Below are 18,207 nucleotides of genomic sequence, written 5' to 3'. Positions count from 1 at the left end.
CGTAGCCGTAGGGTGGGTTAGCTTTGGTCTCTCAGGAGGTTGTCCATCTGGTCTGAACCGAGGAAGCTGAGGTTGCGAAGCTTCAGTGTTCCACGGAGAGACCAGATGAACGTCCACAAGAATGCGCCTTTGACGCCCAAAGGTCGAGAGGCGATGGTGCGAGGCGTGGTCGAGGGCGGGCTGAGCCAAGCTGATGCGGCAAATCAGTTCAACACGACACCGAAAACCGTGGCCAAATGGGTCAAGCGGTTCCGCGCAGGAGGCGTGGATGGTTTGCGCGACCGCTCGTCGCGACCTCGTTCATCGCCGAGCCAAACCCCGCCGGCCACGTGCGCCGCCGTCGCGACGTTGCGCCGGCAGCGCCACACCGGCAAGCAGATTGCTGCCGAGGTCGAGGTGTCACCGGCCACCGTCAGCCGTATCCTTCGCCGCTTGGGATTAAGCCGGATGCGGGATCTGGAGCCCGCCGAGCCGGTGCGCCGGTACGAACGCGAGCACCCCGGCGAGCTCATCCATATCGACATCAAGAAGCTCGGCAGGTTCGTAAGACCAGGCCACCGCATCACACACGACCGCCAGAAGGGCGAAAGCCGCGGCGCCGGCCACGAGTTCGTCCACGTGGCCATCGACGATGCATCGCGCTTGGCCTTCTCCCAGATCTGGCGGGATCAGAAAAAGGAGAGCGCCATCGCCTTCCTCAAGGAGGCCGTCACTTACTACCGCAGCCTCGGCATGAAGGTCACCGGCATCATGACCGACAACGGCTCCTGCTACCGCGCCAAGGCCTTCGCCAGAGCGTGCGGGAAGCTCGGCCTCCAGCACATCTTCACCAGACCCTACAGACCGCAAACAAACGGCAAGGCCGAACGCTTCATCCAGACAGTGCTGCGCGAATGGGCCTACGCGCGCGCCTACGACACCTCAGACCAGCGCGCCAAAAACCTGCCAATCTGGCTTCATCACTACAACTGGCATCGCCCGCACGGCAGCCTACAGGCCAAACCACCCATCAGCCGCCTCGGCCTCCAGAAGGACGACCTGTTGAGATTCCACAGTTAGCCGAAGGCGTAACCCACCACTTTCTATATCCGCAGAAACAGAAGAGGTGGGTTACGCTTCGCTAACCCACCGTACGAGACCTACGCCTTCGCTGCTTCCGCCATGAACTTCCGCCAGCCGCCATACGCCGTGATCTCTCGCGCCTCGCTCAGCACCTCCGGCTCGACGAGAAACCCCTTCACGCTGCGACCGTCGGCAAGCCGCACCGTGCCGATCGCCATCGGCGCTGGAATCGCATTGACGAACTTGCCGAAAGCGGACGACGACAACGACCAGATCTCCAGCTCGATCGACGCGCCCGTGCCAGCCTCGACGCGCAGCATGCCCGGCTTCGGGGGCGTGGTCCGCAGCGCGTAGAGCTTGTAGTCCGGCGCGGTCTTCGTTGCCTCGATCAGCCTTCCGTTCAGCACCTGCAATTCGCCGTTCAGCGCCATGCCGGAGAGATGCGCGCCGACCACTGCGATCGGAATCTCGTCGCTGCCGTTTGCTGCGAGCGGCGCCATCGGTGCCTGCGCAACGCCCTTCGCTCCAACGGTCAGTTTCGTATCTGCATGGAAAACGCGGCCGATGCTCGCAAGCAGCGCATCGCGCCCCGCAGGCGCGAGCAGCGTGATGCCGAACGGAATGCCGTCGGTGCGCATCGACGCCGGTACCGCGAGGCCACAGAGATCGAGCAGATTGACGAAATTGGTGTAGGTGCCGAGCCGGCTGTTCAGCTCGATCGGATTGGCCAGAACCTGGGCTGTCGTATACGCCGTCGGCGCAGTCGGCAGCACCAGCGCGTCGATATTGGCGAAGGTGCGCTCGGCGATCTTGCGCAGGCCCTGCAAGCGGTAGAGCGCAGAGAAGGTGTCCGCAGCGGTCAGCCGCGCGCCGGCGACGGTGATCTCGCGCGTCACCGGATGAATCGAGTCAGGCGCGGATGCCAGCAGATCCTTGATCACGAGATAACGCTCGGCGACCCACGGCCCCTCATAGAGCAGCCGTGCCGTCTCGTAGAACGGCTCGAGGTCGAACTCGACCAGCTCAGCGCCGAGCGCGGTCCAGCGCTTCAGCGCATCGCCGTAAGCAGCTTCCGCCTTCTTGTCGCCGAAGAAGATCAGCTGTCCGTTGCGCGGCACGCCGAGGCGCAAATTCACGGGGAACGGCGTGATCGCGCCGAGCGGCCGGTCACGCGAGAACGGGTCGGCCTGGTCGGGGCCGGCCATCACGGAGAGCGCCAGCGCGGCATCGTCCACGGTCAACGCGAATACCGAGATGCAATCGAGCGTACGGCAGGCCGGCACCAGGCCGGCAGTCGAGATCATGCCGAGGCTCGGCTTCAGGCCGACGATGTTGTTGAGCATCGCCGGCACCCGGCCGCTGCCGGCGGTGTCCGTGCCCAGCGACAGCGGCACGAGTCCGGCACCGACCGCGACCGCCGAGCCCGAGCTCGATCCGCCGGGAATGAGATCCTCGCGGATCGAATTTTTGGGGATGCCATAAGGCGAGCGCACGCCGACGAGGCCGGTTGCGAACTGGTCGAGATTGGTCTTGCCGACGATGATCGCACCGGCCGCGCGCAGGCGTTCCACCGCGGTCGAATCATGCGTCGGCGTATACGAGAAGGCCGGGCAGGCCGCGGTGGTCGGAAATCCCAGCGCGTCGATATTGTCCTTCACCGCAACCGGCACGCCGTAGAGCGGCAGGCTGGCGGCATCCCTTGTGGCAAGCTTCTCGGCTTCCGCGATCGCGTCCTTCTCGTCGCGTAGGCTGATGAAGATTGCGGGATCGTTGCGATCGCGGATGCGCTGATAGGTTCGCGCGACGGTCTGCGCAGGCGTGACCGTGCCCGCGCGATGCGCGGCCACAATCGCGGCGATCGTTTCAGGCTGCTCAGCCCCCATGGCGATAAAAACTCCGGCAACAGGTCTTACCCGGATTGAAGCAAGCGATGTGCCATTGTGTACACAATCCGGGCAGGCGCAATGTCTCGGATATTATCGAGGGATCAGTGGCTTGTCGGATATTTCGAGGACTGATGGGCCGTCGTGCCAGCGCCCTGATACGGGCATTTGCGTAAATTTCGGGCAGTCCCGATCAGGTGAAGCCGGCCAGGATCTGGAGCAGCCGCTCCCGGTTCTCCTTGCCGATCTTCTCCACGACATGCCGCTCGTGCTCGGCGGCGAGGCGCTTGAACTTTGCCAGCGCCGTCTCCCCCGGTGCGGTGAGGTGCAGCGCGTGGGAGCGGCGGTCCGCCTTCGACTTGATCCGCTTCACCAGCTTGCGCTGTTCGAGGCTGTCGAGCAGATGCACCAGCCGGGCGCGCTCGATGCCGAGACGCTTCGCCACCGCCATCTGGGACAGGCCCGGATTGGCGCCGATGACCGTCAGCACGGAATACTGCGTCGGCTTGATGTCGACCGCGCCGAGCGTCTTGATGAAGTCCTGAAAGATCCAGATCTGGAAACGACGCACCGCATAACCGGCGTGCCCGACCAGTGCGTCGAGGCCGATCTCGTCCGCGTCGTTCGGCCGCGCCGCGCCGTTGCCGGCACGTTTGCGTGGGGAGGGGCGGGGCTCAGTTCGGGCTGCGCTGGCTGTCACGTGATCTCTCCTGCCGTGCAACCTTAGCGCCCCGAAGGCCCCCGCGGAATATTGTTGTTGACGACAACAATTGTCGCGCCCAACAATATGGCCAAAGCGGCCCGGAACGAGGCTGTAGCCGATCCGGGCGTCCGGGCGAGGAGGAAACCATGACAACCGCCGCACGCGGTGACACTTCGAGCCTGTTCGCCACACCCAAGACCGTCGCGGAGCATCGCGCCGACGGCAGCATCGTGCTGCGCTCGCCAGAACCCTTGCGCGACAGCGCCCGCTGCATCGGCGACTGGCTGGAGCATTTTGCGCGGCAGACGCCTGACACGATCTTCCTCGCCGAGCGTGACAGCCCCGACACGCCCTGGGCCACCATAACCTATGCGGGCGCCCTGCGGCGGGCACGCGCAGCGGCGAGCTGGATTTTGGCGCAACAGCTCAGCGCCGAGCGTCCCGTCGTCATCCTCTCCGACAACAGTATCGACCATGCGCTGCTCGCGCTTGCGGCCCAGCATGTCGGTGTGCCCTCGGCCGCGATCTCGCCGGCCTATTCGCTGATGTCGAAAGATTTCGACAAGCTCAAGAGCATGATCTCGCTGCTGAAGCCCGGCGCGATCTACGTCTCCGCGACCAAGCCATTCGCTGCTGCACTCGCGGCGATCAAGCCGCTGCACAAGGCGCAGATCATCAGTGGCAATGCCGGCGATGCCGATGCGCTGGCCTTCCGTGACATCGCGGCGACGCCCGAAACGGGCGACGTCGCAAAAGCCTTCGCCGCGGTGACACCGGATACGATCGCAAAATTCCTGTTCACCTCTGGCTCGACCGGCACGCCGAAAGCCGTCATCAACACCCAGCGCATGCTGACCTCGAGCCAGCAGGCCAAGGCGCAGACCTGGACCTTTCTCGAACCGGGCCGCGGCGATCTCGTGATCCTCGACTGGCTGCCCTGGAGCCATACCTTCGGCGCCAACCACAATTTCAATCTCGTGCTGCGCAACGGCGGGTCGCTCTATATCGACGGCGGCAAGCCCGCGCCCGGTCTCTTCGCAACGTCACTCGCCAATCTGAAAAGCGTAATGCCGACGGTCTATTTCAACGTGCCGCGCGGTTTCGACATGCTGATTGCAGCGCTGCGCGGCGACGAGGAGCTGCGCCGCCGCTTCTTCGGCGAAGTGAAATTCGCCTTCTATGCCGGCGCTGCGCTGCCGCAGAACCTCTGGGACGCGCTCGAACAGCTTTCGGTGGAGACTGTTGGTCGTCCGCTGCCGATGGTGTCGGCCTGGGGCTCGACCGAGACGTCACCGCTGGCGACCGACTGTCATTTCCTCGCGGAGCGCTCGGGCAATATCGGCGTGCCCATTCCCGGGACGGAACTGAAGCTCGTCACGTCCGGCGACAAGCTGGAGGTGCGCGTGCGCGGCCCCAATGTCACGCCGGGTTACTGGAAGGCGCCGGAGCTGACCAGGCAGGCGTTCGACGACGAGGGCTTTTATCTCATTGGCGATGCCGTGAAGCTTGCCGATGCGAACAGGCCGGAGCGGGGTCTGTTCTTCGATGGTCGTGTTGCGGAAGACTTCAAGCTCAACTCCGGCACCTGGGTCAGCGTCGGCACGCTGCGCGTCGCCGGAATCGCCGCGCTGGCGCCGCTGGCGCAGGACATCGTCGTCACCGGCCATGGCGGCGACGAGGTGCGCTTTCTGGTGTTCCCGAACATGGCTGCTTGCCGCGCCCATGCGGGCTTGCCCGAGACGGCAGGCGTGAACGATGTGCTTGGCGATGAGAAGGTCAGGACCGCGATCGCGCAGGGCCTGGCGAAGCTGAAGGGGCAGGGCGCCAACTCCTCCGGCCACGCCACGCGCGCGCTGCTGCTCGCCGAGCCGCCGTCAGTGGACGGCGGCGAGATCACCGACAAGGGGTACATCAACCAGCGCGCCGTGCTGACGCGGCGTGCCGACGCGGTGGCGCGGGTGAATGATGATGCGTCGGGTGAGTGGATCGGTCTGTAGCCACGGGCAGATCAAGTCGGAGTGAGGCCACGCTCTCTCCACATCGTCATTGCGAGCGCGGCGAAGCAATCCAGAATCCCTCCGCGGAAAGACTCTGGATTGCTTCGCTGCGCTCGCAATGACGGGGATGGGTCGAGCAGCCCGCAAAATACGCCAGTCATTCTGCCGCAATATCTTGCATGATTCTTTTGTTGCTTAAGCAACTAATTTGTGCGAACCGTTCCAGATAAGGATGACAGCGGGGGAACCGCTGCGCCTGATCCTGGAGGAAACGATGCTCGGCAGAGAGGGTGCCGCCGGTAAATGCGGGCGTATGCCTGAAGGCGGCGATGCCGCGCGCTTCACGCGCGCGTCAGGTGGTGCTGCTGCCGGTCACCGCGCCGAGATTTTCGTGCAGCCGGCGCAGCAGATCGATCAGCACCTCGCGCTCGTCCTTGCTCAGGCAGGACAACAGCCGCCGCTCGCGCTCGAACGCCGCGATGATCACCTTGTCGTGGGTGGTGCGGCCTCTGGCCGTGAGCGCGATGGAATGGGTGCGCCCGTCATTCGGGTCGGTGCGGATCGATACCAGCCCGCGCTTCTCGAGGCCGGCAAGCGTCCGGCTCACCGGCCCCTTGTCAAAACCGATGACGTGGCAGATCCGCGAGGCGGGAATACCGGGCTCGATCGCCAGCAGCGACATGATCCGCCATTCCGTGACGTTGACGCCAAACTCGCGCTGGTAGAACGCGGTGGCGCTGTTCGAGAGCTTGTTGGCGATGAAGGTGATGAAAGCCGGGACGTAACGGTCGAGATCGAGCGTCGGCCCGGTTTCGGCGGGTGCGGGCCTTTGGCGGGCTCTGGTCGAAGACGGCGGCATATCGGTCTTTTGTCTCGCGGCGTGTCCGAAGACCTAAGGGCAAGCGCGGCCCTTTCACAAGATCAAAATGAGGGAGGACTTCAATGAGCGCACCTGGCTCCGCCGTATCGGGCGTCCCGCATCTCGACGTCGATCCCTTCGACATGAATTTTTTCGCCGACCCCTATCCCACGCACGAGCTGCTGCGGGAGGCGGGGCCGGTCGTCTATCTCGACAAGTGGAACGTCTATGGCGTGGCGCGCTATGCCGAGGTTCACGCCGTGCTGAACGATCCCGCGACGTTCTGCTCCAGCCGCGGCGTCGGCCTCTCCGATTTCAAGAAGGAGACGCCGTGGCGGCCACCGAGCCTGATCCTCGAAGCCGATCCGCCCGCGCATACACGGACGCGTGCCGTGCTCTCAAAGGTGCTGTCGCCGACCGTGATGAAGCAGGTGCGCGACCGCTTTGCCGCGGCGGCGGAGGAGCGGGTGGACGCGCTGATCGAAAGGCGCAGCTTCGACGCGATCGCCGACCTCGCCGAGGCCTATCCGCTCTCGATCTTCCCGGATGCGCTCGGGCTGAAATCCGAGGGGCGCGAGCATCTGATTCCCTACGCGAGCGTCGTGTTCAACGCATTCGGGCCACCCAATGAGCTGCGCCGGGAGGCGATTGCGCGGTCGACGCCCCATCAAGCCTATGTTGCAGAGCAGTGCCAGCGCGAGAACCTTGCGCCCGGCGGCTTTGGCGCCTGCATTCATGCCCAGGTCGACGAGGGCGCGATCACGACGACCGAAGCGCCGCTGCTGGTGCGCTCGCTGCTGTCGGCTGGTCTCGACACCACTGTCAACGGCATCGGCGCGGCCGTCTATTGCCTCGCGCGCTTCCCCGAGCAATGGCACCGCCTGCGCGGCGATCTCACGCTCGCGCGTAGCGCCTTCGAGGAAGCGGTTCGTTTCGAAAGTCCGGTGCAGACCTTCTTCCGCACCACCACACGTGAGGTCGAGCTGTCAGGCGCGACGATCGGCGAAGGTGAGAAGGTGCTGATGTTCCTTGCCGCCGCCAATCGCGATCCGCGCCGCTGGGACAAGCCCGACAGCTACGACATCACGCGCCGCTCGTCCGGCCATGTCGGTTTCGGCTCCGGGATCCACATGTGCGTCGGCCAGCTCGTCGCGCGCCTCGAAGGCGAAGTGATGCTGACGGCGCTGGCGCGGCGTATCGCGAAGATCGAGATCACAGGCGAGCCGAAACGCCGCTTCAATAACACGCTGCGCGGGCTCGATAGCCTGCCAGTCACCATCACCCCGGCCTGACGAGGAGCCTTGATGCCCGCCATCACTTTCATCCATGCCGACGGCAAATCCGATCGTGTCGAAACTTCAGGCGACGAAAGCGCCATGCAGGCCGCGACCCGCCATGGTCTCGACGGCATCCTGGCCGAATGCGGTGGCAATGCCATGTGTGCGACCTGCCACGTCTATGTCGACGCAGGCTGGCTCGCGCGCTTGCCCGCGGTGGCTGATGACGAAGACGCGCTGCTCGACGGCACCGCCGCCGAGCGGCTGCCGAACAGCCGGCTGGCCTGCCAGATCATGATCACGCCCGCGCTCGACGGGCTGGTGCTGAGATTGCCGGAACGGCAGGTCTGATTCCAGAACGTGCCGGCGGCGACCGGCGCGACACACAAAGGGGAGGGAATGATGAAACACCTGAAATGGACGCTTGCGCTGGCGGCGAGCCTGATGAGCGGCGCGGCAAGCGCCGAGATCTCCGACAATGTCGTGCGCGTCGGCGTGCTCAATGACATCTCGGGCATCTTCCAGGACACCAACGGCATGGGCTCGGTCGAGGCCGCGCGCATGGCCGCGGAGGATTTCAACGGCGGCGGCAAGAACATCAAGGTCGAGATCGTCTACGCCGACCACCAGAACAAGGCCGATGTCGGCAACGCGATCGCGCGCAAATGGCTCGATGTCGAGGGCGTCGATGCCATTGTCGACGTGCCGAATTCCGCCGTCGGCCTCTCCATCAACACGCTGCTGCGCGACAGCCGCATGACGTTCCTGGCATCGTCGACCGCAAGCTCGGATCTCACCGGCAAGGCCTGCTCGCCCAATACGATCCAATGGGTCAACGATGCCTGGGCGACCGGCAACACCACCGCGGCCGCGATGATGTCGCGCGGCGGCAAGGACTGGTATTTCCTCACGGTCGACTATGCGCTCGGCAAGGGCATCGAGGCGGAGGCGCAGAAATACATCGAGGCGCACGGCGGCAAGGTGCTCGGCTCCTCGAAACATCCGCTTGGCACCTCCGACTTCGCCTCCTTCCTGTTGCAGGCGCAGGGCTCGAAAGCGCAGGTGATCGGCCTCGCCAATGCCGGTGGCGACACCATCAACGCGGTGAAGCAGGCTGCCGAGTTCGGCATCCAGCAAGGCGGGCAGAAGCTCGTCGCCTTCCTGCTCTTCATCAACGACGTCCATGGCATGGGCATCAAGGTCGCCCAGGGCCTCCAGCTCATGGAAGCGTTTTACTGGGACATGAACGACGACACCCGCGCCTTCGCCAAGCGATTTGCGGCGCGGCCCGGCATGAACGGCAAGATGCCGAGCGGCAACCAGGCCGGCGTCTATGCCTCGACGCTCGCTTATCTGAACGCGGTCGCCGCGACCGGCAGCGACAATGCGAAGAACGCCGTGCCCGAGATGAAGAAGTTCAAGGGCAAGGACAAACTGTTCGGCGACACCACGATCCGCCAGGACGGCCGCGTCGTGCATCCCATGTATCTGTTCGAGGTGAAGAAGCCGGAGGAGTCGAAATATCCATACGACTATTACAGGCTGGTCTCGACGATCCCCGCAGACCAGGCGTTTAGGCCGCTGGCCGAGGGCGGATGTGAGCTGGTGAAGTAGGCAACAGCGTAGCTGCGAGCGCGGTCTCCCGTCACCTCCCCTGGAGGGGGAGGGTCGATCGCGCGTAGCGCGAGCGGGGTGGGGTGATCTCTCCACTCGGGCAGTGTGGAGGTGGAGAGACCTTCACCCCACCCCGTCTCACATTTCGCTGCGCTCAATGCGAGCCGACCCTCCCCCTCCAGGGGAGGGTAAGAGAAGCGCGCCGCGGCAGCGTCCCTACGCCACCTTGCTACTCCCCTGCGTGATCAACCGCGCCGCGCGCTGGTCGCGGGCGTAGATCCAGAGCCAGCTCAGGGCGACGCTGAGGCGGTGGCGCAGGCCGATCAGGAAGTAGATGTGGGCGATGCCCCAGATCCACCATGCGATGGTGCCGCGCAGCTTGACCTTGCCGAAATCGATCACGGCGAGGCGCTTGCCGATCTGTGCGAGGCTACCGGAGTGCTTGTAACGGAATGCACCTTTGTTCTCGCCACGCAAGCGCGCCTTGATGGTTTCGGCGACGTGCCGGCCCTGCTGCTTGGCGGCCGGCGCGATGCCGGGCACCGGCTTGCCGTCCCAGGCGTTGATCACAACGGTGTCGCCGATCGCAAAGATCTCGGGATGACCAGGTATCGTCAGGTCGTCTTCGACCTCCACGCGCCCGGCGCGATCGCTTGGTGCGCCCAGCCATTCGGCGGCGGGCGAGGCGCGCACGCCGGCGGCCCAGATCCGCGTCTTTGCTTCGAGCAGCTTGCCGCCGAACACGACGCCCTCACGGTTGATCTCGGTGACGGCCTGGCCCAGCACGACCTCGACGCCGATCTTTTCCAGCGAGGCCTGCGCATAGGCCGAGAGATCGTCGGGGAAGCCCGCGAGCACACGCGGTCCGGCCTCGATCAGCACCACGCGTGCCTTGTGGGTATCGATGTTGCGGAAGTCGGCGGGGAGCGTGTGGTGCGCCATCTCGGCGATGGTGCCGGCGAGCTCGACGCCGGTGGGGCCGGCGCCGACGATGACGAAGGTCAGCCGCGCCGCGCGTTTGGCCGGATCGGTCTCGCGCTCGGCGCGCTCGAACGCCACCAGGATGTGACGACGTAGCGTGGTCGCGTCTTCCAGCGTCTTCAGGCCGGGGGCGAACTGCTCCCACTCGTCATGGCCGAAATAAGCATGGCGCGCGCCGGTGGCGAGCACCAGCGTGTCGTAGGGCACCTCGCTGCCGTCGTCGATCAGCACGCAGCGCCGGTCGGCATCGACGCCGCTCACGGTCGCAAACAGGGTCGTCACCTCGCGCCGGTCGCGCATCAGGTGCCGGACAGGCCAGGCGATTTCGCTGGTCGCGAGCGAGGCGGTCGCGACCTGGTAGAGCAGCGGCTGGAACAGATGATGGTTGCGGCGGTCGATCAGCGTGATCTCGACCGGCGCGCCCGCAAGCCGGTAGGTCGCCTCCAGCCCGCCGAAGCCGGCTCCGACGATGACGACGCGGTGGGGATTTGCGGCCATGATAACACCCTCGAATCTCGCTGCTCTACTCCCCTCATTTAAGTGCTGATTGGGCGCCGCGGTCCAATAGCCGTCATCAATCGTCGAATAGGCCCGGCGTATCGACATGCCGCGAAAAAGCGCCGCAGGCTTGGACCGGTCTTGGCCGAAGTGAGTAGAATTATATTTCTTGCCATCCCCGATTGGGGCGAAATATGGTGCAGGGGCGGGCGCTGAGCCATTGGCGGCGCGACAGATTTTGCGTTCAATAGAAACAGACCCCGGGCGGCGATCACCCCGTTTCCGGGATCAATAATAAGGAGGGGAGTGGTTATGAGGACGGCATTCTGGCTGGCGGGCGCAGCGGCGCTGGTGCTGGCAAATCAGGCTTTCGCCGGCGACACCATCAGGATCGGCTTCGTTTCGACCTTCAGCGGCCCGACCGCCGTGATCGGCAACGACATGCGCAACTCCTTCGAGCTCGCGCTGGACCACATCGGCCGCAAGATGGACGGCAAGCCGGTCGAGGTGATCTACGAGGACGACGGGCAGAAGCCCGATGTCGGCAAGCAGAAGACCGAGAAGCTGGTGCAGTCCGACAAGGTCGATTTCATCGTCGGCTACATCTGGTCGAACGTGCTCTTGGCCTCGCTCAAGACCGCGGTGGATTCGAAGACCTTCCTGATTTCGGCCAATGCCGGCCCGTCGCAGCTCGCGGGCGAATTATGCTCGCCTTACGTGTTCTCGACCTCCTGGCAGAACGACCAGACGCCCGCCGCCATGGGCCTCTACATGAACCAGAAGGGCGTCAAGAGCGTGTTCCTGATCGGGCCGAACTACGCGGCCGGCAAGGACATGCTCGCGGGCCTGAAGAGCACCTTCAAGGGAGAGATCAAGGGTGAGGAATACACGGTCTGGCCGAGCCAGCTCGACTTCTCCGCCGAGCTCTCCAAGGCGCGCGCCTCGGGCGCCGAGTCGATCTTCGTGTTCTATCCCGGTGCGGCCGGCGTGCAGTTCCTCAATCAATATGCGCAGGCCGGCCTGAAGAGCACGATGCCGCTCTACACCGCCTTCACGGTCGACGAGCTCTCGCTGCCGCTCCAGAAGGAGAACGCGCTTGGCGTTCCCGGCGCGCAGGAATGGGTCAACGACCTGCCGAACGAGCAGAACAAGCGCTTCGTCGCCGACTACCGCAAGAAGTACCCCAATCTGCGCCCGACCTATTACGGCGCCCAGGCCTATGACGCGGCCCAGCTCATCAACAGCGCGGTGGTCGCGGTGAAGGGCGACACCAGCAAGAAGGACGCGATGAAGGCCGAGATGGAGAAGGCCAACTTCAAGTCGCTGCGCGGCCCGTTCAAATACGGCAAGAACCACATCCCGGTGCAGAGTTTCTATCTCCAGGACGTGGTCAAGGACGGCGAAGGCCAGCTCTCGCTGAAGACGGTGGCGACGATCGTGGAGAACGACCAGGATCGCTTCCACGACAAGTGCGCGATGAAGTGAGGTCCCTTCTTCCCCTCTCCCCGCTCGCGGGGAGAGGGGAAGCTCTCTCGTGTCGCATGCGCCGATGTGCTGCGACCGATTCATGACGGCATTCATTCGGCCTGCGTCCGCGCAAGGTCGCGCGCCGGTCTGATTTTAGACTCAAATCCGCCCACGACTCATTCGAACCTAGCTGGATAAGGCCGGGGGCATGTCCTTTGGGGGACTTGCCGATGAGTGACAAATATTTGCCGCCGCACAGCAAGACGCGGAAAATCAATTCAACTGCGGACGACGTTATGTCCGACGATGCGCCCGAACGTCTGTCGCCACAGCTTCTGGAAGAATTCAACGACGATGAATCGCCGTCGAACGAAGTGATGCGATTGCTCGAGGAGAATGCGCAGCTTCGATCGCTCGCGGTCGAGCTCTCGAACCTGCTCGGCAATCTGCCGAGCGGCGAGTGGGGTGCTGCGTTGACGTCTCCAGACGCGATCCGTTCTATTCGCCGAAAGATTGCGACATAGCCGTTGCAGCGAGAGGCGGCGCGACCGCCGCCGCACCCGCTTCACACCCGTGGCATGCTCGCGGGGCGTACCTCGCGGGCCTGTGCTGCGAGCCTGATGCCGGCGTTGGCCGCGCCAAAGCCCTGATAATCCCGCCGCTCGACGATCTCGAAGAAGAAGCGCTCGTCGAAGATGTGGGTGTAGACCTGGAAGAACTCGCCGTCGCCTTCGCGGTCGTAGAGGATGTGGTTGGCGCGCAGCTGCGCCATCAGGTCGGGCGCGAGGTCATATTTGGCTTCGATGTCGTCGTAGTAGTTATCAGGGATATCCAGGAAATCGGCGCCACGCTTGCGCATCGCGGCGACCGTCGCAAAAATGTCGCGGCAGGAGAACGCGACGTGCTGCACGCCCGAGCCGAAGAACTCCGAGATGAAGCGCGCCGGCAGGGTGCGGTTGGCTGAGGAGCCGTTGAGCACGAAGCGCAGGCTCTGGTCGGCGTTGATGACCGCCTGACTCTGTACGAGGCCACGCGGGTCGGCGATTTCCATTTGCGGCAGCCGCTTCAGGTCGAGGATGCCGGTGTAGAACAGCAGCCAGGACAGCATCTCGTCGTAGGGCATCGACTGCGCGATGTGATCGACGGCGAGCAGGGCGTTGGCGTTCGCGTCACTTGCGACCGGCTCGAAATCGGTATCCCAGTTCTTGCCGGCCTGATCGAGGAAGTAGAGCAGGCTGCCGCCGACACCATGGATCGCGGGAATCTCCAGCTCGCCCGGCCCGACCGGCTGGTAGAAGGTGCGCGTCTTCAGCGCTTCGGCGCGCTGCATGGCAAGACCGGCATTGTCGACGTCGAGCGCAATCGCGCAGACGCCAGGGCCGTGCGTGACGTAATGCGAATGCGCAAAGCCGTCGGTCTCGCAATTGATCACGAGCTCGACCTTGCCCTGCGACCAGCGCTCCACGGCCTTGCTGCGATGCTTGCCGGTCTTGCGGAAGCCGAGTTGCGCGAGCAGGCGCGCGAGGTCGACCGCCTTGGTTTCGTTGACAGCAAACTCGATGAAGCCGGTGCCGTGGCTCTTGGCCTTCGGCGCCAGCGGCTCGCTGACAAGCTTCGGCCAATCCGATGCAAGCTGGTCCTCCAGCAGGATCAGCGAACGCAGGCCGTCGACCGCGGTCTGCGCGGACGAGCCGGCGCGGAACTGGTCGTTGAAGATTTCGAGCGACAGCGGCCCGGCATAGCCGGTCGCCGCGATGGCCTGCATGAATTCACCGACCGGGAGGTCGCCCTGGCCGGGGAAGGAGCGGAAGTGCCGGCTCCACGAGAGGATGTCGAGCTCGAGCTTCGGCGCGTCCGCAAGCTGAACCAGAAAGATCTTGTCGCCGGGGATCGAGGCCATTGCGCGAACCGGAAAGCCGGGCGCGAGTGCGTGAAAGCTGTCGAGGATGACGCCGATCGCGGAATGATCGGCGCGGCGCACGATCTCCCAGGCGTCGCGGTAGTCGTTGACATGGCGGCCCCAGGCCAGCGCCTCATAGCCGACGCGCAAGCCGCGCTTGGCGGCGCGCTCGCCGAGCTCGCGAAAATCGTCCGCGGCGCGATCGATGCCGCCGAGCGAGGCGGGCGAGACGTTGGAGCAGATCAGCAGCAGGTCGGTGCCGAGCTCCTGCATCAGATCGAACTTGCGCTCGGCGCGAGCAAAGTTGCGTGTCCGCTGCGGCTCCGGCATGCCCTCGAAATCGCGGAACGGCTGGAATGCGCAAATCTCGAGATTGAGGTCCTTGCACAGCTGCGCCACCTCGCGCGGACTTGCGCCGAACGACAGCAGATCGTTCTCGAAGATCTCGACCGAGTCGAACCCGGCTGATGCGATGGCGCGGAGCTTCTCGTCCAGGCTGCCTGAGAGCGAGACGGTCGCGATCGAACGCTTGTTCATGCTGCGTTGTCCTCCATGGCGCCGCCGAGAAAGAGCTGGCCGATGCGCGGATCGTTCAGAATTCGCTTCGCGCCATCGACCATGCGGGTCTGGCCGAGCTCGAGCACGATGCCGATGTCGGAAATCTCCAGCGCCGAGCGCGCGTTCTGCTCGATCATCAGGATAGTGACGCCGCGGTCGCGCAAGCCTTTCAGGATGTCGAAGGTCTGCTGCACCATCAGCGGCGACAGGCCGATCGAGGGCTCGTCGATCAGCACGAGCTTTGGCTCGAGCAGCAGCGAGCGCGCGATCTCGAGCTGCTTCTGCTCGCCGCCGGAGAGTGTGGAGGCCTGCTGCGCCGACTTGCGGCGCAGCGCGGGAAACAGGTCGAGCGCGGCTTCGATCCGCACGGGCAGGTCGATGCCTTTCCCAGCCGAGACCCCGCCAAGCTCGATATTGTGGCGCACCGACAGCTCGGGAAAGATGTTGCGGCCCTGCGGCACGTAGCAGATGCCGGCATTGAGCAGCGCGCGCTGGCTCAGATTGGTGACGTCACGGCCCGCAAAGCTGATCTTGCCTTCGCGCAGCTTCAACAGGCCGAAGATCGCCTTGAACACCGTCGACTTGCCGGCCCCGTTGGGGCCGATGATGGTGGTGATGGTCGCCTGCGGTACGGCGAAGGTGGTGCCGTTCAGGATCGTCATCTTGCCGTAGCCGCCGACGAGATTGTGAACCGAGAGGATCGGGTCGCTCATGATGGCTTCCTAATGTCCGAGATAGGCTTCGATCACGGCGGGATTTTTCCGCACTTCGTCCGGCCGTCCCATCGCCAGCACCTTGCCTTCCGCCATCACCATCACACGCGAGCACAGCGACATCACGAATTCCATGTTGTGCTCGATCACGACGAAGGTCGCGTTCTTCTCGCGGTTGATCGCGACCAGGCGATCCTTCAGGTCCGACAGCATCGACGGGTTGACGCCGCCGGCGGGCTCGTCGAGCAGGACGAGGCGTGGCCCGCCCATGAAGGCCATCGCGGCATCGAGCAGTTTTTGCTGGCCATAGGAGAGCCCGCCGGCCGGCTCGTCGGCGAGATGGTCGAGCTTGAAGAAGCCGATCATCTGGTTGGCGGTCTCAGTCAACCCGGCATCGGGGCGGCCGACCAGGCGCGAGGCCATATTGCCCTGGTGCTCCTGTCCCGCGAGGATCAAATTCTCGCGCACCGAGAGCTTTGGGAACACCTGCAAGAGCTGGAAGGTGCGGCTGACGCCGAGCTTGTTGAGCTCGGCGGGACGCAGGCCCGTGACCACCTTGCCGTCGAGCTTGACCTCGCCGCCTGATGGTGTGAGCTGGCCGAGGATGCAGTTGAACAGGGTCGACTTGCCGCAGCCGTTCGGGCCGATCAGGCCGAGGATTTCGCCCTCGCGGACGTCGAATGAGACGCCGTCGACGGCGCTGATGCCGCCGAAATTCTTCTTGATGCCGGTGACTTCCAGGACCGCGCTCATTGCACCGTCTCCAGTCGGGACTTGGCCACGGCCCGCAGCGCGGAGGCCGCCTTGGTGCGGCGCTCGGCGAGGTAGCGGTCGAGGATTCCCAGAATGCCGGTCGGCGACCAGATCAAGAGCAGCATCACAGCGACCGCGTAGAGCATCAGATAATACCCTTCCGTGAAGCGCAGCCATTCCGGCAACAGCACCGCGATCATCGCGCCGAGGAACGGTCCGAAATAGAAGCCGGCACCACCGACGATCACCATCATCAAGAGGTCGAGCGAGAGCGACAGGTTGAACGGCACAGGATCGATGTATTGCGTCAGCGGCGCATAGAGCGCGCCGGCGACGCCGCCGAGCGCCGAGCCGATCGCGAACGCCATCAGCGTATAGCGCCTTGTGTCGACGCCGAGTGACTGCGCGCGCAGCGGATTTTCGCGCAATGCCATGAAGGCGCGGCCCCAGGGCGAACGGATCAGCCACCACACCGCCAGCGACACGATCGCAAGCGAGCCAAGGCAGACATAGTAGAACGGAAGCGGCTTGTTGGTCGCGATGCCGAAGATGTGCGGCCGCGGAATGTTGGAGATGCCGTAGATGCCGCCGGTGAGCCAGCTTTCGTTGCGGAACACCAGGAAGGCGAGGGTGGAGAAGGCGAGCGTGACGAAAGCAAGGTAATGGTGCTGCACGCGCAGCGCGGGATAGCCGAGCACCCAGCCGACCGCGAAGCTCAAGACGATCGCGACCACGATCGCCGCCGGCAGCGGCCAGCCATGCGTGGTCATGATCGCCGCCGCATAGGCCCCGATGCCGACGAAAGCGCCCTGCGCCAGCGAGACCTGGCCGGCATAGCCGAGCGTCAAATTGAGCCCCATGGCGGCGATGCTCATCACCGCCCACTGGCTCAGGATGAACAGGCCGTAGCGGTTGAAGTTCATGGGGACGACGATCAAGCCGGCAATGACGATGAGGCCGAGCGCGATCTTCAACGGTTTGGCGAAGCCGCTCATACGGTGCGCTCCTCGGCGCGGCCGAGCAAGCCCTGCGGCCGGAACAGGATGACGGCGATCAGGAAGATCATCGGAACGGCGGCGCGGTACTGCGTCGAGACATAGGCGGCCGCGAGATTGTCGAGCACGCCGATCAGGAGGCCACCGGCGATGGCGCCGCGCACCTGGTTGAAGCCGCCGACGATCGCGGCGATGAAGGCGGCCTGGCCCAGCACTTCGCCGGAGGAGAATTTCGCCAGATAGATCGGCGTGATCAAAAGCGACGCCAGCGCGACCAGGAAGGCGTTGATCAGGAACGTCAGCAGGATCATGCGCTCGACCGGGACACCGATGATGCGCGCCACCGTCGGATTCTGCGCCGCCGCCTGCATCTGGTGACCGAGCGACGTGCGGTTGAGAAGGCTCGTCAGGCCGAAGACGGCAAGAATGGCGAGGACGAGGACGCCGATGCTTTGCAGCGATACGGCATGTCCGAGAATGGAGATATCACCGGTCGGCACGATCGACGGGAAGGGCGAGGCCTCCGCGCTGAAGAACTGCTTCACGGCCTCCTTGATGCCGATCGCGAGCGCCATCGTCGCGATCGCCAGCGGCAGCACGCCATGGCGCATCATCGGATCGACCAGCAGCATCTTGAAAGCGAGGCCCAGCAGGATCATCGAGAGCAGGATGCCGAGGATGATCGCGAGCCAGAACGGCGCGCCGGCATGCATCGCCGCCAGCATCAGGAACGCCGGCAGCATCACGAACTCGCCTTGCGCGAAGTTGATGGTCTGCGAGGTCTGCCACAGCAGCGTGAAGCCGACGGCGACCAGCGCATAGATCGCGCCGGTGGCTAGTCCCGCGACCAGAAGATCGAACAGATTGGACATTTTCCCCTCTCGTGTCCCTCGCCCTGTCTTCCCCCTCTCCCCGCCTTCTTTCTTCTCCCTCTCCCCGTTCTTACG

Annotated in this window: 16 protein-coding genes; 7 read left to right on the top strand and 9 right to left on the bottom strand. The window is 64.5% G+C overall.

All coding sequences use genetic code 11. From position 1 onward, the window contains the following. Nucleotides 1–105 precede the first annotated feature (105 nt). On the top strand, nucleotides 106–1,059 hold the full coding sequence (locus ACKWRH_RS44210; protein WP_445218659.1) for an IS481 family transposase: 954 nt from the start codon (nucleotides 106–108) through the stop codon (nucleotides 1,057–1,059). Nucleotides 1,060–1,139: 80 nt separating this feature from the next. Here the strand turns inward: ACKWRH_RS44210 and atzF are convergent, their stop codons facing one another. Both atzF and ACKWRH_RS44200 read right to left on the bottom strand, forming a co-directional pair. After that, the gene (gene atzF / locus ACKWRH_RS44205) at nucleotides 1,140–2,945 is read right to left on the bottom strand and encodes an allophanate hydrolase (protein WP_445218658.1); all 1,806 of its coding nucleotides are present in this window, start codon (nucleotides 2,943–2,945) and stop codon (nucleotides 1,140–1,142) included. A gap of 193 nt (nucleotides 2,946–3,138) precedes the next feature. Then, nucleotides 3,139–3,645: a MarR family winged helix-turn-helix transcriptional regulator gene (locus tag ACKWRH_RS44200; protein ID WP_166348049.1), complete on the bottom strand. Its 507-nt coding sequence runs from the start codon at nucleotides 3,643–3,645 to the stop codon at nucleotides 3,139–3,141. 149 nt (nucleotides 3,646–3,794) lie between these two features. Between ACKWRH_RS44200 and ACKWRH_RS44195 the strand changes: the two genes are divergently transcribed. Beyond that, nucleotides 3,795–5,645 carry a feruloyl-CoA synthase gene (locus ACKWRH_RS44195; RefSeq protein WP_445218657.1) on the top strand — a complete coding sequence of 617 codons (1,851 nt, stop codon included), beginning with the start codon at nucleotides 3,795–3,797 and terminating at the stop codon, nucleotides 5,643–5,645. 352 nt (nucleotides 5,646–5,997) lie between these two features. Here ACKWRH_RS44195 and ACKWRH_RS44190 read toward each other — a convergent pair whose 3' ends face one another. After that, nucleotides 5,998–6,504: a MarR family winged helix-turn-helix transcriptional regulator gene (locus tag ACKWRH_RS44190; protein WP_445218656.1), complete on the bottom strand. Its 507-nt coding sequence runs from the start codon at nucleotides 6,502–6,504 to the stop codon at nucleotides 5,998–6,000. 83 nt (nucleotides 6,505–6,587) lie between these two features. Here ACKWRH_RS44190 and ACKWRH_RS44185 point away from each other — a divergent pair, with 83 nt between their 5' ends. Genes ACKWRH_RS44185 through ACKWRH_RS44175 form a run of 3 tightly spaced genes read left to right on the top strand, consistent with a single transcriptional unit; the run spans nucleotide 6,588 to nucleotide 9,395 of the window. Further along, nucleotides 6,588–7,796, top strand: coding sequence for a cytochrome P450 (locus tag ACKWRH_RS44185; RefSeq protein ID WP_445218655.1), 1,209 nt, complete (start codon nucleotides 6,588–6,590; stop codon nucleotides 7,794–7,796). Nucleotides 7,797–7,808: 12 nt separating this feature from the next. Continuing rightward, nucleotides 7,809–8,132, top strand: a complete 324-nt coding sequence (locus ACKWRH_RS44180; RefSeq protein ID WP_445218654.1) for a 2Fe-2S iron-sulfur cluster-binding protein — start codon at nucleotides 7,809–7,811, stop codon at nucleotides 8,130–8,132. A 51-nt stretch (nucleotides 8,133–8,183) separates the two neighbouring features. Further along, entirely contained in the window at nucleotides 8,184–9,395 is a 1,212-nt protein-coding gene (locus tag ACKWRH_RS44175; RefSeq protein ID WP_445218653.1) for an ABC transporter substrate-binding protein, read from the top strand. Nucleotides 9,396–9,611: 216 nt separating this feature from the next. Here ACKWRH_RS44175 and ACKWRH_RS44170 read toward each other — a convergent pair whose 3' ends face one another. Next, nucleotides 9,612–10,874: an NAD(P)/FAD-dependent oxidoreductase gene (locus ACKWRH_RS44170; RefSeq protein ID WP_445218652.1), complete on the bottom strand. Its 1,263-nt coding sequence runs from the start codon at nucleotides 10,872–10,874 to the stop codon at nucleotides 9,612–9,614. A 312-nt stretch (nucleotides 10,875–11,186) separates the two neighbouring features. Between ACKWRH_RS44170 and ACKWRH_RS44165 the strand changes: the two genes are divergently transcribed. Both ACKWRH_RS44165 and ACKWRH_RS44160 read left to right on the top strand, forming a co-directional pair. Beyond that, nucleotides 11,187–12,359: an ABC transporter substrate-binding protein gene (locus ACKWRH_RS44165; protein ID WP_445218651.1), complete on the top strand. Its 1,173-nt coding sequence runs from the start codon at nucleotides 11,187–11,189 to the stop codon at nucleotides 12,357–12,359. 212 nt (nucleotides 12,360–12,571) lie between these two features. After that, nucleotides 12,572–12,865, top strand: a complete 294-nt coding sequence (locus ACKWRH_RS44160; protein ID WP_445218650.1) for a hypothetical protein — start codon at nucleotides 12,572–12,574, stop codon at nucleotides 12,863–12,865. 41 nt (nucleotides 12,866–12,906) lie between these two features. On the opposite strand, the gene ACKWRH_RS44155 is transcribed toward ACKWRH_RS44160, so the two are convergent. From ACKWRH_RS44155 to ACKWRH_RS44135, 5 genes are read right to left on the bottom strand one after another with little or no spacing between them, the layout of a single operon-like run. Continuing rightward, entirely contained in the window at nucleotides 12,907–14,778 is a 1,872-nt protein-coding gene (locus tag ACKWRH_RS44155; protein WP_445218649.1) for a bifunctional sugar phosphate isomerase/epimerase/4-hydroxyphenylpyruvate dioxygenase family protein, read from the bottom strand. Next, a complete protein-coding gene (locus tag ACKWRH_RS44150) occupies nucleotides 14,775–15,512 on the bottom strand; it encodes an ABC transporter ATP-binding protein (RefSeq protein ID WP_028155182.1) in 738 nt (245 codons plus the stop codon). Before ACKWRH_RS44150 ends, ACKWRH_RS44155 begins: the two co-directional genes overlap by 4 nt. 9 nt (nucleotides 15,513–15,521) lie before the next feature. Continuing rightward, nucleotides 15,522–16,265 (bottom strand): ABC transporter ATP-binding protein, encoded by a 744-nt coding sequence (locus ACKWRH_RS44145; RefSeq protein ID WP_445218648.1) that lies wholly within the window; start codon nucleotides 16,263–16,265, stop codon nucleotides 15,522–15,524. Further along, nucleotides 16,262–17,260, bottom strand: a complete 999-nt coding sequence (locus ACKWRH_RS44140) for a branched-chain amino acid ABC transporter permease (protein ID WP_445218647.1) — start codon at nucleotides 17,258–17,260, stop codon at nucleotides 16,262–16,264. Before ACKWRH_RS44140 ends, ACKWRH_RS44145 begins: the two co-directional genes overlap by 4 nt. Continuing rightward, a complete protein-coding gene (locus ACKWRH_RS44135; protein WP_028148063.1) occupies nucleotides 17,257–18,132 on the bottom strand; it encodes a branched-chain amino acid ABC transporter permease in 876 nt (291 codons plus the stop codon). Before ACKWRH_RS44135 ends, ACKWRH_RS44140 begins: the two co-directional genes overlap by 4 nt. Nucleotides 18,133–18,207 lie beyond the last annotated feature (75 nt).

It is taken from the genome of Bradyrhizobium sp. Pa8 (assembly GCF_052588265.1).
This window is presented reverse-complemented; position numbering and strand designations above follow the sequence as displayed.

What these genes read in the sequence shown, in the direction of transcription:
- ACKWRH_RS44185 (WP_445218655.1), top strand. Translation starts at nt 6,588, where the DNA reads ATGAGCGCACCTGGCTCCGCCGTATCGGGCGTCCCGCATCTCGACGTC.
- ACKWRH_RS44195 (WP_445218657.1), top strand. Translation starts at nt 3,795, where the DNA reads ATGACAACCGCCGCACGCGGTGACACTTCGAGCCTGTTCGCCACACCC.
- ACKWRH_RS44150 (WP_028155182.1), bottom strand. Translation starts at nt 15,512, where the DNA reads ATGAGCGACCCGATCCTCTCGGTTCACAATCTCGTCGGCGGCTACGGC.
- ACKWRH_RS44190 (WP_445218656.1), bottom strand. Translation starts at nt 6,504, where the DNA reads ATGCCGCCGTCTTCGACCAGAGCCCGCCAAAGGCCCGCACCCGCCGAA.
- ACKWRH_RS44180 (WP_445218654.1), top strand. Translation starts at nt 7,809, where the DNA reads ATGCCCGCCATCACTTTCATCCATGCCGACGGCAAATCCGATCGTGTC.
- ACKWRH_RS44170 (WP_445218652.1), bottom strand. Translation starts at nt 10,874, where the DNA reads ATGGCCGCAAATCCCCACCGCGTCGTCATCGTCGGAGCCGGCTTCGGC.
- ACKWRH_RS44145 (WP_445218648.1), bottom strand. Translation starts at nt 16,265, where the DNA reads ATGAGCGCGGTCCTGGAAGTCACCGGCATCAAGAAGAATTTCGGCGGC.
- ACKWRH_RS44135 (WP_028148063.1), bottom strand. Translation starts at nt 18,132, where the DNA reads ATGTCCAATCTGTTCGATCTTCTGGTCGCGGGACTAGCCACCGGCGCG.
- ACKWRH_RS44140 (WP_445218647.1), bottom strand. Translation starts at nt 17,260, where the DNA reads ATGAGCGGCTTCGCCAAACCGTTGAAGATCGCGCTCGGCCTCATCGTC.
- atzF (WP_445218658.1), bottom strand. Translation starts at nt 2,945, where the DNA reads ATGGGGGCTGAGCAGCCTGAAACGATCGCCGCGATTGTGGCCGCGCAT.
- ACKWRH_RS44160 (WP_445218650.1), top strand. Translation starts at nt 12,572, where the DNA reads ATGAGTGACAAATATTTGCCGCCGCACAGCAAGACGCGGAAAATCAAT.
- ACKWRH_RS44165 (WP_445218651.1), top strand. Translation starts at nt 11,187, where the DNA reads ATGAGGACGGCATTCTGGCTGGCGGGCGCAGCGGCGCTGGTGCTGGCA.
- ACKWRH_RS44175 (WP_445218653.1), top strand. Translation starts at nt 8,184, where the DNA reads ATGAAACACCTGAAATGGACGCTTGCGCTGGCGGCGAGCCTGATGAGC.
- ACKWRH_RS44210 (WP_445218659.1), top strand. Translation starts at nt 106, where the DNA reads ATGAACGTCCACAAGAATGCGCCTTTGACGCCCAAAGGTCGAGAGGCG.
- ACKWRH_RS44155 (WP_445218649.1), bottom strand. Translation starts at nt 14,778, where the DNA reads ATGAACAAGCGTTCGATCGCGACCGTCTCGCTCTCAGGCAGCCTGGAC.